The sequence below is a fragment of the Ruegeria atlantica genome (genome assembly GCF_013032505.1).
In the GTDB taxonomy this organism is placed as follows: Bacteria; Pseudomonadota; Alphaproteobacteria; order Rhodobacterales; family Rhodobacteraceae; genus Ruegeria; species Ruegeria atlantica_F.
Window position 1 is genome coordinate 606769 of the sequence record NZ_WQCG01000003.1, and the last position, 12901, is coordinate 619669.

Below are 12901 nucleotides of genomic sequence, written 5' to 3' on the forward strand. Positions count from 1 at the left end.
AGTCAGTTCTTAGGCGGATCGCGCACCCCGTATATACCCGAGTGCAAACTCGCGATGCTCAGGGAGGCGCAATTGTCTGACACAGAAAAAATCGCGATTGACGTGCGGGACGCGGTGAAGCGCTATGGCGATTTTACCGCGCTCAAAAAGATCTCGCTGTCGATCATGGACAACGAGTTTTTCACTCTTCTCGGCCCGTCAGGCTGTGGCAAAACCACTCTGCTTCGGATGATAGCCGGGTTCGAGGCCGTGACCGAAGGTGCCATTTACCTTTACGGCGATGAGATCGAGGACCTGCCGCCCAACAAACGCCCGGTAAACACGGTTTTCCAGAATTATGCGCTGTTTCCGCATTTGACCATTCTTGACAATGTGGCCTTCGGGCTGGAAATGCGCGGCGCCTCGAAATCCGAGGCCCGCAAGAAAGCGGGTGAGATGCTTGAACTGGTGCAGCTTAGCCAGTTCTCGGCGCGCAAACCCAGCCAGTTGTCTGGCGGTCAGCAACAGCGTGTTGCGCTGGCCCGCGCGTTAGCTCCGCAGCCCAAGGTTCTGTTGTTGGACGAACCTCTTTCAGCGTTGGACCTGAAGCTACGCAAGGCGATGCAGTTAGAACTGAAGCATCTGCAGCGTGAAACTGGGATCACCTTCATCTTCGTGACCCACGATCAGGAAGAAGCACTGACTATGTCCGACCGCATCGCGGTCATGTCGGCGGGTGAACTGCAGCAATTGGGTGCACCGACGGATATCTATGAGCGTCCGCACAACATGTTCGTGGCGGATTTTATCGGAGAGACCAACCTTTTAGAGGTTTCTGTCGACGACGTCGCAAATGGCCGCGCAACCTGCCATCTCGGCGGCGGGCATGAGTTGACCTGCAACTCGGTTGACGGGATTGATGTCGGCTCTCGGGTTCACATGTCGATCCGACCGGAGCGGCTTTATATGTCCGAAACGCCCGCGGAATCCGAAAGCCTGAAGGGGCGGATCAAGGAAAACATCTTTGTCGGCACCGACATCACCACCATCGTCGATTTGCAGGATGGCCCTGATTTCATCGTGCGCACGTCGAACTCGGATCGCGGAAACAAGCGCATATTCGAGCCGGGCAGCGAGATGTATGTCAACATGGAGTTGGGGGCCGGGCGCCTCCTGGTGGACTGATGGCGGCGGGTGCAGCAAGCGGCGGCAGCGCAACCACAGACACCTATAAAGAGGCCCGTACATGGCTGTTGCTACCCGCATGGGTGACGCTGGCAATCCTGGTGCTGGCCCCGGTAATCATGATGCTGATCTACTCTTTCCTGACGAAAGAGTTCCGCGGCGGCGTGATCTGGGAGTTCTCTCTGGCCGCCTACGACCAGTTCTTCTTTGATCGTGGGTTGTTCGGGGATGACCCTCCGAAGATCGAATGGACCTATATCACGATCTTCTGGCGTTCGATCTGGCAGGCGGGAGCAGCGACGCTGCTGAGCCTGGTGATCGGGTTCCCAACCGCCTATTTCATCGCAACCCGGTCCGAGAATATGCGCCCGGTTTGGGTGTTCCTGATCACCATCCCTTATTGGGTGAACTTGCTGATCCGGACCGTGTCGATGAAGTTCCTGCTGCGCGATCAGGGGCCGCTGAACGATTTTCTGATGAGTATCGGCCTGATCGACAGCCCTCTGCATATCGTTAACACAAACTTTGCGGTGCAGTTGGGACTCTTCTATTCCTACCTGCCCTTCATGGTCCTGCCGATCTATGCGGCGGTGGAGCGTTATAACTTCGCCCTCTCCGAGGCGGCAGCGGACCTTTATGCGTCGAAATGGACCACGCTGCGGCGGGTTCTGCTTCCGGCAGTGAAACCGGGCGTTTTTGCGGGTTGTATTCTGGTCTTTGTGCCATCGATGGGCTCGTTCCTTGCGCCCGACCTGTTGGGCGGCGCCAAGAATTTCATGATCGGTTCGCTGATTGAAGAACAGTTCAAGGGCAATGCCGGCAACTGGCCGTTTGGTGCGGCGGCTTCGATGATCCTGCTGACCATGGTTCTGATCATCCTGATGTTCTCGGCCCGGCAACAGGCCAAAGCGGACAAGGTGGGGGGCTGACCGATGGCAAGCAAGCAATTCGACATCAAGTCCTATACCGGCTTTAAGGGGATCACACTGCTGTGTCTGGTCATCCTCTATGCCCCACTGGTCGTGGTTACGATCTACAGCTTCAACGCCTCACAATCGCTGACCAACTGGGAAGGCATCTCGCTGCGCTGGTACGTGGATGTGTTCACAGGGCCGGAAAGTGCCAAGTTCAAGACGGCAGCAAAAAACAGCTTTATCATTGCAATCATCGCCGCGACCACAGCGACAACCATTGCGACGCTGGCGGCAACGGGCATGGTGCGTGGCGGCAAGTTTCGCTTTCGGACCGTGTCGTTTGGACTGATCAGCCTACCGCTGATGGTGCCCGAAATTGTTCTGGCCGTTGCGACGCTGATCTTCTTCAATTCGATCGGGTTTGAGCGCGGGCTGCTCACCATCCTGCTTGCCCATATCGCATTCTGTATTCCCTTTGCCTATCTGCCGATCTCCGCCCGGATGCAGGGGATCGAAGACAGCTATGAACAGGCTGCGCTGGACCTCTATGCCACCAAGCGACAGGCCTTTACCAAGATCCTGCTTCCGCTGATGATGCCGGGCATCATCTCGGGCTTTCTTTTGGCTTTTATCGTCAGCCTGGATGACTTCATCATCACCAACTTTGTCAAAGGTGCGGGTGTCGAAACCCTGCCAACGGCAATCTTCGGCTCGGTCAAGCAAGGGATCAAACCGAATATCATGGCGATTTCGACCATGTTGCTGAGTGTGTCCATCATCATGGTCACGATCAGTTATTTCGTCAGCAAGTCTGACAACACAAAATAACCAACAGATGGAGAGACACATGAAACATATGATGAAAAGCGGCGTCGCAGCCCTTGCTTTGACTTTGGGTGCAAATGCAGCTGCGGCCGAGGGCGAGTTGGTTCTGTACCACTGGTTCGAATACATCCCGCAGGAGCTTCTGGACAAATTCACCGAAGAAACCGACATCACCGTTACCATGGACACTTACGACAGCAACGAGTCGATGCTGGCCTCGCTCAAGGCCGGTGGAATTGGCACTTACGACGTGTCGGTGCCTGGTGACTACATGGTGTCCATCATGGCAAGTGAAGGCATGCTGGACACCATCGCCGATGGTGAGTTGAAGAACAAAGGCAACATCGCCCCGGAATGGGCCGATCCCGGCTTTGATCCCGGTCGCCAATCCTCGATCCCGTATCAGTGGGGTTCGACCAGTTTTGCGGTCAGCCGCGATGCCTATGACGGCGATATTCAGACCACTGATATCCTGTTCAACCCGCCCGCCGAGTTGCAGGGCCGCATCAACATGCTGGACAGTCAGGGCGAAGTGATGGCCATGGCAGCACTGCATATGGGTATCCCGCAATGTTCAACCGACCGCGAGCAGCTGAAGGCGCTAAACGCCATGCTGCAAGAGGCTAAGGCGCACTGGGCGTCGTTCAACTCGGACACCGCGAAGGAGGTTCTGGTTTCGGGCGACGCCGCCGTGGGTCAGATCTATGACGGGTTCTCGGCCAAGGCGCGCGAGGAAGGCGCCAATGTGGAATATGCCTTCCCGACGCAAGGGTATATCGCTTGGATGGACAACGTCGTTCTGCTGAAAGATGCCCCCAACCGCGAAAACGCGTTAAAATTCATGGACTTCCTGTTGGAGCCTGAAAACATCGCAGCCGTTTCCAACTTTGCCCAGTACAATTCCGGCGTGAACGGTGTGGGAGACTTCCTCGATCCGGCCCTTGCGGAACAACCCGAAAAGAACCCCCATGCCAACGCTGGACCGGGCGTATTTATCGAGGTCTGTGACGAGGAAACTCAGGCGGTCTATGACCAAATCTGGACCAATTTGAAGAAGTAAATCGGATCAATTATTCGACACGAAAGCCCCCGGTTCCGTCCGGGGGCTTTTTGCCTATGGTAAAGGCTGGATAAGTTACCGGCTGATATCTTCCAGAATGCGATCCATCATCGCGTCGCAGGCGCTTAACTGGTCGATCTCTAGATACTCATCCGGTTTGTGCCCCTGACGTTCCATCGATCCGGGGCCGCAAACGACGGTAGGAATACCCAGCTCGCTGAAAAACCCGGCCTCGGTGCCAAAGGCGACCTTGGTTGTGGCATTGCTTTGCGCCAGTTTCTGGGCGTAGGCGATAATACCTTCGGTCTCGGCGACGTCTAATCCAGGATAGGCGTTATACTGTTCAACCTCGATCCGTGCCTCGGGGCAAAGGGACTGGTATCGCGCGCCAACCCTGAGGGCGGCGTCCTGAATCTGGGCTAGGATATCCTTGCCCAAATCTGCGGCCAGATGGCGATATTCAAAGGTTAGTTCCGCGCGATCCGGCACGATATTCAGCGCCCTGCCACCGGACATCATGCCCACGTGAAAGGTGGTATAGGGCACCGAATAGGCCGGGTCGCTATGGCCGCTTTTAGCATAGTTTTCCTGTAGGGCGCGCAACTCTCCGATAAAATCCGTGGCCAGGTGCAGCGCGTTGACAAACTTCGGTGCCAACGCCGAATGGCCGCTTTGACCGTGGCACACTGCACGTAGCGCTGCCTTGCCCTTGTGCCCCACGGCCACCTGCATTTCCGTCGGTTCGCCCACGAAACAGGCTCGGGGCTGGCCCAGCATCGGGGCGAGACGGTCCAACATGTGCTGGATACCGACACAGCCCACCTCCTCATCATAAGACAGCGCGATCTTGAGCGGCTCACGCAGGTCTGTCCCGGCCGTACGATCCGCCAGCGCCATGACCGAGGCCACATAACCCTTCATATCCGTAGTGCCACGCCCATAGACACGATTGCCTTCCCGGGTCAGGCGAAACGGGTCTTTTGTCCAGCTTTGACCTTCGACTGGCACGACATCCGTGTGCGCCGACAACAACACGCCGTCGCCTTCCGGGCCTTTCTCGGCGTACAGCCCGGTCTTGTCGCCGCCGGGATCAGTGATGCGATGCACGGCAAATCCGCGCGCTTCAAGGAATTCTTCGACATAGGCGGCTAGATCGAGGTTCGAGTTCTTGCTGACCGTATCAAAGCCAACAAGCCGGTCGAGAATATCCAGTGTCGAGATCATCGGTTTTGGTCTGCTTTCGCTTTGACGGCCAGCGCAGTTCTGGCTGCTAGGGGGCGTTCAATTCAAACCTATACCAACCGCAAGAAACATAAATCCGGGAATGGCGAAGCAGGGGTTAGGAGATTTCTAAGACCCGAGGTCATTCTTGCCCGCGCACGCAGAGCCCCGGCAGCGTACCGGACCGGACGGCCTGAGCGCAGTGTTCGATAAACGCTTTTGACGTGTTCGTCTCATTCTCGGCACGCGCACGCAGCAACCCCAGTCGCATAGGGCGCAGCTCTCCGGCCAATGGGACAAAGATCAGGGTCTTGCCGTCCGGTGACAGAGCATTCATCGGTCGGATATTGGCAATCGAGAAACCGAACCCATTGGCGACCAGGGACCGCATGACCGACATATCGGCGGTGCGTTCCGCGATATTGGGTTTGATATTGGCGTCCCGGAAGAAGGACAGGAAATATTCGCCGCTGAATGGCAAATCCAGAAGAACCATGGGGCTGTCCTGCAGGTCTTTGATCGTCAGCTCGGCGCGATTGGCCAAAGGGTGCCCTTCGCCCAATACGACATAGGGTGGCAGATCGTGCAGGGGCTGGAATTCAAGATCAGCGGGAATGTCCAGATCATAGGTCAGAGCGATGTCCAGCTCGGCGCGGCGTAACTGGCTGAAGATATCGGCCTGGTTCAATTCACGTTGCTCAATCCGGACGTCCGGATACGTGGTCTCAAATTCCCGCCGCAATCCCGGCAGGATGATCTGCGCGAATGTCACCAGACAACCGACCGACAGAATACCCTGTACCTTGCCGGTGATCTCTCCGGCCAATGTGGCCAGCAATTCAGCCTCGCGCAGAACAAATTCGGTACGCTCCATGAATTTGTGTCCGGCCTTGGTCAGCGACAGGCCGCGCGCATGTTCGCGCACGAAGAGGGTGACGCCGAATTCGACCTCAAGCTGGGTAATCGCCGCCGAGATCGACGGCGACGAGACGTTTAGTTTGTCGCTGGCGGCGGCGATGCTGCCTGCCTTCCCGACGGCTACAAAATATTCAAGCTGTCGCAGCGTGTATCTGAAAGGCAAAGGCGCATCCCCGCGGTATCGCAGATCAAGCCTTGTACTTGATCCACGTTGTTTTCAAGGCAGTATATTTTTCAAGCGAGTGCAATGACAAATCGCGCCCAAAGCCTGACTGTTTCATTCCGCCAAATGGTGTCATTGCCGACAGCGCATCCACTGTATTCACCGAAACGGTCCCTGCCATCAGCTTGTCAGACACCCGGCAGGCGCGGGAAAGGTTGTCGGTCCAGACCGACGCCGCCAGCCCATAGACGGAGTCATTGGCCATAGTCACAGCCTGATCCTCGGTATCAAACGGAATAACCGACAGAACAGGGCCGAAAATCTCGTCCCGCGCCAGCGGATTGTCGTGGGCCACGTCATCAAAGATGGTCGGCTGGACAAAACAACCCTTGCCGTCGACGGTCACTCGATCGCCGCCCGTCACTAGATTGGCAGTCTTTTTACCATCTTCGACGAAACGCATGATGCCCTGCGTCTGCTTTTCGTCGACGATGGCGCCCATTTTTGAGGCCGGGTCAAGCGGATCGCCGGGTTGCATCGCTTGCGCGCGGACAATCAGTTTTTCGACAAAAACGTCCTTGATCGAACGCTCAACATAAAGCCGCGAATTGGCCGAGCAGACCTCGCCCTGATTGAAGAAGATACCAAAGGCCGCCATGTCGGCTGCGGTGTCCAGATCCTCGCAATCGGCAAAGATAAGATTGGGGCTTTTGCCCCCGGTTTCCGGCCAGACCTGTTTCAAATTCGACTGGCCCGAATACTGCATGAACATCTTGCCTGTGGCAGTTGAGCCGGTGAAGGCCAGACAATCCACATCCATATGCTTGCCCAGCGCCTGACCCGCAGTTGCGCCAAAACCTGGAACCACGTTGAAGACACCATCGGGAACACCGGCCTCGGCCGCTAATTCGGCCAGGCGCAGCGCCGACAGGGGCGATTGTTCAGCCGGTTTCAGCACCACCGAGTTGCCCGCCGCCAGCGCAGCCGCGGCTTTCCAGGTGGCCATGTCCAGTGGGAAGTTCCACGGCGTCACCGCACCAACTACGCCCAGTGGCACACGGCTCACCAACGCCAGATCGCCGGGACCGGTTGGGGCGACCTCGTCATAAATTTTGTCGATCGCCTCAGCGTACCACTGGAAGAAATGCGCTGACCCTGGCGCGTCTATGGTGGCGGCGTCTGTCACTAGCTTGCCCATATCCAGACTGTCCAGCAGCGCCATTTCTTCGAGATTGTTGCGGATCAGATCGGCCAGTTTCAACATCACCGCCTTGCGGTCGCCCGGTGCCATGCGTGACCAGCGACCATCCTCGAACGCGGCGCGGGCGGCGGTAACAGCGCGGTTCACATCCACTTCGTCGCATTCGGCAACCGGGGCCAGCACTGCTCCGGAGGCAGGGTTGATGCTGTCAAAAGTCTTGCCCGAGGCGGCATCAACAAATTTGCCATCAATGAACGCCTGTCCGCGAAAGGACAGACCGGCGGCGCGGCTTTTCCAGTCGTCGTGTGTATAGTCCAACATCCTGTATCTCCGTGATTATTCGTCGCCAGGCACGCCGTAGGACGGTGCCTCGCGCGGATCGAGCGCGCGCTGGATATAGGCGTCGAGCTGCGGTTTATAGACGCCCCAGGCAGTTGCGATCGCTTCGATCGGGCAATCCTCGGTCCAGTCGCATCGCAGATCAGCCACAGGCCAGCTGACGGTGTCGACGATCTTAATGCCCGCGGAACGCACAGGGCCGGCCTCACCCCCCGCGGCTAATCCGGCACGCATGGCGGCGATCAGGCGGTCTCCGATGTGGCCTTTGGTTGACAGGAAGCCATCAACAATAGCCTGCGGGATTCGGTCATTGGCCAGAAGGTTGCCACCCGAGGCAACGTTTTCGGCCTGCGCCTGCGTCCAGATACCAAGACTGTTGGGGCCGGAATGGATCGCAGTGCGTCCGGCGCTGTCCACGGCCAGAACCTGCCGGTATTCGATAAATTTCGCGCGGGCAGTCATTTCAGCAATGGCCTCGGGCGCGGTTTTTCCCTGTTCCATCAGATCCAGTGTCAGCGGGCCAAGATTGGGGTCTGTCACGTTTTGAGAGGCAACGGCCCCAACCCCCGCGCGAGCAAATGAACAGCGGGCGGCCACAGCAGGTGAGGACGACGAAATCGCCAAGCCGAACATTCCGGTTTCAGCGCAGCGGGCAACCAGTGAAAAAGTCATTCGGATCTCCTGTAAATCAAGAGCCGGATCGCGCCTTGAGGGGGAAGAAAAGGAAGCGCGATCCGGCTCTGTCGATTGATCAATCGGGAATGACAGCTGTGCCGTCGATTTCGACCAGCCATTCCGGGCGCGCCAGCGCCTGAACGACCAGGCCTGTCGAAACGGGATGAACACCTTTGATATACGAACCCATGGTCCGATACACGGCCTCGCGGTGACGCACATCGGTGATATAGACGACTACCTTGACCAGATGCTCCATCGAACCGCCTGCCTCTTCGATCAACTGTTTGATGTTCTGCATCACCTTGTGGGTCTGCTCGACCGGATCGTGACTGTCGATATTGGCCGCATCGTCCAGATTTTGCGGGCACTGGCCGCGCAGGTAGACGGTCTTACCGCCCTGCGTGACTACGGCCTGACACAGATCGTTGTCGAGGTTCTGTTCGGGATAGGTTTCTTTGGTGTTGAATTTGCGAATGCGAGTATGCGCCATTTCGTTGTCCTGTTGTTTTATTCCGCAGCTGCGGGGGCGATGATGGCCGCCTCGCCTTCATAGTTGGCATAGGCGCGTTGGATCGCGATCTGATCGGCGATGTATTTCGCGTCATGCCAGACGCCCCAGATAAAGGTCGATCCGCGGCGCGATTGCCAGGGCAGACCAAGGAAATAGATATCAGGCGCGATGGATACGCCACGCTGATGGATCGGCGCGCCTTTGGCGTCAAAAGCGTCGGCCTTGATCCAGCTGAAATCCTGCCGGAAACCCGTCGCCCAGATGATCGTGTTGATGCCTTCCTTGGCGAAATCCACCAATGTGAGCGGATTGGTCAGGCTGTCAGGGTCGGCAAAGGTTTTGCGCGCCTCGGGCTCTTCCGGCAAGTCGATGCCCGTGCGTTCCACGTATGCGTCGGCCATGTCTAGCATCTCAAGGTAATTGGCGTCGCCCGCGGCTACGTTTGCTTGCAAATCATTGGCGAAACTCAGCACGCCGTTTTCGAAGCTTTTGGTCATACCGGTGAGCGTCACTCCCTCATTCCCCAGGCGCCGGAAATCCATCGTATGGCCGCCGTGAGCCCCGCTGACCGAGATGGTGACATGTTCGGTGCCAGGTTTCTGCGCGGCCATGTCCCACAGACCCAACACGCCCAGCCACCAGACATTGTCACGGCTGCGATAGCGGCGCGGAGGTCGGTCATGCGGGCCAACCGACAGAAAGACCTTGCGGCCCGCCCGGTTCAGCTCATCTGCGATCTGCGCGCCGGACGAGCCCGCGCCCACAACCATAACGGCCCCTTCGGGCAGTTGTTCGGGGTTCTTGTAATAGAAGGAATGCAGCTGCTTGACGTCGACCGTTTCCGGCACGATCGGCGGAATCACCGGATGCTGGAATGCGCCTGTCGCGGCCACGATACGTTTGGCATGAATCTCACCGGCTGAGGTTTCGACCTTGAAACCACCTTCACCCGGCAGACGCTCAGCCTTGAGTGCCTCAACCCCTTCGCGGATCGGGGCTTTGACCATTTCGGCGTATTCAACCAGATAATCGGCAACCCGATCCTTGGGCACGAACGCGTCAGGATCGTCGCCCTTGAACAGCAGGCTGGGAAACCGGTCATGCCAAGCCGGGCCATTGGCGACCAAAGCATCCCAACGGCCGGTGCGCCAGGCCTCGGCGGTACGGTTCTTTTCCAGGATTATGTGCGGGACATCGTTGTTGCCCAGGTGCTCGCTCAGCGCGATGCCTGCCTGTCCGCCGCCAACAACCAGTGTATCCGTTTTCTCGATGGACATGTGTCGGTTCCCTATTTTTGCATCTTTCATTGACCAGAGCGGGTCGTTGCAATCGCGCATACCCTGCTGGCTCCAGTGCCGCAGTTACCGACTGTCTTTTCCGTTCCAGATGCGGACATCTGAGAGGACCAGAGCCACCCGAACGACCTGACGTTCTGCACTGTTCAAGCAATTTTTGCGCGTTTCATCGACAAGGTTTCACAAGTTCGACAGGGGCGAAATTATTGTCTGGCTATCTCTTAATTAGGCTTTGGCTAACCTGACGGAAATTATCTTGTTTTTCCGGCCATTTGCCTGCTTTCCGACAGGTATGGCGCAAGCAGGTAGTACAATTCGCCTTGGGATGAGATCCCGCATTTTCGGTAGAGCTGCTTGCGTAGGACCTTGACGGTCTGGGAGCTGATGCCAAGCGTAAGGCCGATGGAAATCGACGAATGCCCCTGCAGGATCAACAAAGCCACCTCGGCCTGTCTTGGGCTAAGGTTGATGTCTTGTTCGGCGGACACGCGATGGCGCAATTGATCGACGACATCGCCCGGCTCATCCTCGTGTGGCGGTCTGATGCCGGACCAGTTCTGCCTGACCAGCGCATTGACCACCGGGGCAACCTGTGTGGCCACGTTGTGATCCCTAATCGAGAATCGCGAAGCGGTGGTGGCATCCCTGCCGATACAGACCGTGATCGAAGCGCCCTGCGCGAGGCCTGAAAAGAAAGCAAGCTCATCCGTCAGGGTTGTATTGGCGTAATAGGATTTGAAGTATTCGTTGCGCTGGAACTGGTCAGGGGCCACGTCGGTCAAACGATACAGTCCATCCGCCGCGCCTTTTTGATGCAGACTAAAAAAAGGGTCCAGCAGATAAGCCCCTTTGACATAGTGGCTATCTATACGTTCGAAAACGCGACTGTCTCGGGCACGAGTCGCCAGAACCTGCGGGTTGCCATTCTGAAAAAAGGCGATGATCGCGAAATTGTCGAAAGAACATGTCGCATTCAGCCATTGGTGCAGCGCATCGCTGAAACGTTCCGATCCGGTGGCCAGAATGGCATCCGACAACAAGTCTGGTGCTGGAATTGGTGACATCTTCAGGTACCCCTTTGGGGGTATATACCCCCTAAAGTGAGCAAAGTAGTATTTTTGTTGAAATTAAGTGGTATGCCTTTGCGATTTCACCCCCGTCGAGCCATGCCGAAATCGCGAGTTTACATCGAAAACCAGAGGGATTGAGCATGGCCAAAGATACGCTCGACATTCTTGCGCAGGACGATCACTTGATTCAGTCGTTCGCCGATCTGAACGCGTTGAAGCAGCAAGGCGCGCGCACCGTGATTTCACGCGCGAAGGGTGCTTATGTCTATGACAGTGACGGAGCCGAATTGATCGACGGGATCGGGGGTCTGTGGTGCGTCAATATCGGCCACGGCAATGCCGAGATGATAAACGCGATCACCGATCAGCTGAAAACGCTGGACTACTACTCGACCTTTTACAACTTTACCCATCCCTCCGCAGCAGCCCTGGCTGAGAAGGTCGCGCAGCTGGCACCGGGGCATCTGAACGCCGTGTATTTTGCCAATTCCGGCTCAGTCGCCAATGACAGTGCCATTCGAATGCTACACCACTACAATATCCGCAAAGGCAAATCTGAAAAGAAAATGGTTTTGTCGCGGCACGGGGCCTATCACGGCTCGACCCACCTTGCCATGGCGATGACGACACCCGGCTATTCCGAAGGTTGGCACGCAGCCAACGATCTGGTGCGACACCTGCGCTCGCCGCACTATTGGCGCGAAGGTGGCGAGATGACTGAGGCCGAGTTCCTGGACGCCCTGATCGACGATTTGATCGAAAGCATCGAACGGATCGGCGCGGAAAACATCTGTGCCTTTATCGCCGAGCCCATTCAGGGCGCAGGCGGCGTGGTCACGGCGCCCGAAGGATACCACAAACGCGCCTGGGAGGTCTGCAAAGCAAACGATATCAAATACGTCGCCGATGAAGTCGTCACCGCCTTTGGCCGACTTGGACATTTCTTTGCCTCGGAAGACGTATTTGGCATGGTGCCCGACATCATCACAACCGCCAAGGGTCTGACATCTGGCTATCAGCCGCTGTCGGCGACCATTGTCTCGGACGATATTCACGACGTGATCTCGGGGCCGGACAGCATGTTCTTACATGGCATGACCTATTCGGGCCACCCTGCCGCCGCGGCTGCGGGCCTGACCAACATTGCCATCATGGAGCGTGAGGGCATTCCCGAGAGGGTTCGCACAACCGGCAAGCGGTTCGAAAACAACCTGCGCGGCCTGACCGACATCGAGCTTGTCGGCGAGGTGCGCGGCAGCCATTTCATGATCGGGATCGAGTTTGTCAAAGACCGCGACACCAAAGAAAGCTATCCGGAAGATGCCCAAGTTGGGTTAACGGTGGCCCGCGCCTGTCAAAAACGCGGCCTGATCGCGCGGCCCCTGGGCAATGTGCTGATCCTGTCCCCAACCCTGATTATGGACGAGCCCATGATCGACCGCATCGAAGATATCCTGCGCGACGCCATCACCGAAGTCGCCGCCGGTTTGTAAACACCGCACTACCCGGGGTCCGAGGGACCCAAACATATCAGCCAGCCTG

At 57.2% G+C, this 12901-nt stretch carries 12 protein-coding genes; 5 read left to right on the top strand and 7 right to left on the bottom strand.

Going from position 1 to position 12901, the window contains the following annotated elements:
- Positions 1–54 precede the first annotated feature (54 nt).
- The 4 genes from GOW92_RS14775 to GOW92_RS14790 are packed head-to-tail and all read left to right on the top strand — an operon-like array spanning position 55 to position 3963.
- Positions 55–1164: an ABC transporter ATP-binding protein gene (locus GOW92_RS14775; protein ID WP_170561347.1), complete on the top strand. Its 1110-nt coding sequence runs from the start codon at positions 55–57 to the stop codon at positions 1162–1164.
- Positions 1164–2093, top strand: a complete 930-nt coding sequence (locus GOW92_RS14780; protein WP_170561348.1) for an ABC transporter permease — start codon at positions 1164–1166, stop codon at positions 2091–2093. Before GOW92_RS14775 ends, GOW92_RS14780 begins: the two co-directional genes overlap by 1 nt.
- A gap of 3 nt (positions 2094–2096) precedes the next feature.
- Complete coding sequence (locus GOW92_RS14785; RefSeq protein WP_170561349.1) at positions 2097–2906, top strand: ABC transporter permease; 810 nt, start codon at positions 2097–2099, stop codon at positions 2904–2906.
- 19 nt (positions 2907–2925) lie between these two features.
- The gene (locus GOW92_RS14790; protein WP_170561350.1) at positions 2926–3963 is read left to right on the top strand and encodes an extracellular solute-binding protein; all 1038 of its coding nucleotides are present in this window, start codon (positions 2926–2928) and stop codon (positions 3961–3963) included.
- Between the two features lie 75 nt (positions 3964–4038).
- Here GOW92_RS14790 and argE read toward each other — a convergent pair whose 3' ends face one another.
- From argE to GOW92_RS14825, 7 genes are all read right to left on the bottom strand, one after another.
- A complete protein-coding gene (gene argE / locus GOW92_RS14795; protein WP_170561351.1) occupies positions 4039–5187 on the bottom strand; it encodes an acetylornithine deacetylase in 1149 nt (382 codons plus the stop codon).
- Positions 5188–5326: 139 nt separating this feature from the next.
- Positions 5327–6265: a LysR substrate-binding domain-containing protein gene (locus GOW92_RS14800; RefSeq protein ID WP_170561352.1), complete on the bottom strand. Its 939-nt coding sequence runs from the start codon at positions 6263–6265 to the stop codon at positions 5327–5329.
- A 25-nt stretch (positions 6266–6290) separates the two neighbouring features.
- Positions 6291–7787 (bottom strand): aldehyde dehydrogenase, encoded by a 1497-nt coding sequence (locus GOW92_RS14805; protein ID WP_170561353.1) that lies wholly within the window; start codon positions 7785–7787, stop codon positions 6291–6293.
- Positions 7788–7802: 15 nt separating this feature from the next.
- On the bottom strand, positions 7803–8477 hold the full coding sequence (locus GOW92_RS14810; protein WP_170561354.1) for a DUF1028 domain-containing protein: 675 nt from the start codon (positions 8475–8477) through the stop codon (positions 7803–7805).
- A gap of 79 nt (positions 8478–8556) precedes the next feature.
- Positions 8557–8973, bottom strand: coding sequence for a RidA family protein (locus GOW92_RS14815; RefSeq protein ID WP_170561355.1), 417 nt, complete (start codon positions 8971–8973; stop codon positions 8557–8559).
- Positions 8974–8990: 17 nt separating this feature from the next.
- Positions 8991–10271: a flavin-containing monooxygenase gene (locus GOW92_RS14820; protein ID WP_170561356.1), complete on the bottom strand. Its 1281-nt coding sequence runs from the start codon at positions 10269–10271 to the stop codon at positions 8991–8993.
- 269 nt (positions 10272–10540) lie between these two features.
- On the bottom strand, positions 10541–11353 hold the full coding sequence (locus GOW92_RS14825) for a helix-turn-helix transcriptional regulator (protein WP_170561357.1): 813 nt from the start codon (positions 11351–11353) through the stop codon (positions 10541–10543).
- Between the two features lie 146 nt (positions 11354–11499).
- On the opposite strand from GOW92_RS14825, the gene GOW92_RS14830 reads away from it, so the two are divergent.
- Positions 11500–12852, top strand: a complete 1353-nt coding sequence (locus tag GOW92_RS14830) for an aminotransferase class III-fold pyridoxal phosphate-dependent enzyme (RefSeq protein ID WP_170561358.1) — start codon at positions 11500–11502, stop codon at positions 12850–12852.
- Positions 12853–12901: the final 49 nt, after the last annotated feature.

Coding starts and splice junctions, on each gene's coding strand:
- GOW92_RS14785 (WP_170561349.1), top strand. CDS start 2,097: ATGGCAAGCAAGCAATTCGACATCAAGTCCTATACCGGCTTTAAGGGG.
- GOW92_RS14790 (WP_170561350.1), top strand. CDS start 2,926: ATGAAACATATGATGAAAAGCGGCGTCGCAGCCCTTGCTTTGACTTTG.
- GOW92_RS14775 (WP_170561347.1), top strand. CDS start 55: ATGCTCAGGGAGGCGCAATTGTCTGACACAGAAAAAATCGCGATTGAC.
- GOW92_RS14815 (WP_170561355.1), bottom strand. CDS start 8,973: ATGGCGCATACTCGCATTCGCAAATTCAACACCAAAGAAACCTATCCC.
- GOW92_RS14820 (WP_170561356.1), bottom strand. CDS start 10,271: ATGTCCATCGAGAAAACGGATACACTGGTTGTTGGCGGCGGACAGGCA.
- argE (WP_170561351.1), bottom strand. CDS start 5,187: ATGATCTCGACACTGGATATTCTCGACCGGCTTGTTGGCTTTGATACG.
- GOW92_RS14825 (WP_170561357.1), bottom strand. CDS start 11,353: ATGTCACCAATTCCAGCACCAGACTTGTTGTCGGATGCCATTCTGGCC.
- GOW92_RS14810 (WP_170561354.1), bottom strand. CDS start 8,477: ATGACTTTTTCACTGGTTGCCCGCTGCGCTGAAACCGGAATGTTCGGC.
- GOW92_RS14830 (WP_170561358.1), top strand. CDS start 11,500: ATGGCCAAAGATACGCTCGACATTCTTGCGCAGGACGATCACTTGATT.
- GOW92_RS14805 (WP_170561353.1), bottom strand. CDS start 7,787: ATGTTGGACTATACACACGACGACTGGAAAAGCCGCGCCGCCGGTCTG.
- GOW92_RS14780 (WP_170561348.1), top strand. CDS start 1,164: ATGGCGGCGGGTGCAGCAAGCGGCGGCAGCGCAACCACAGACACCTAT.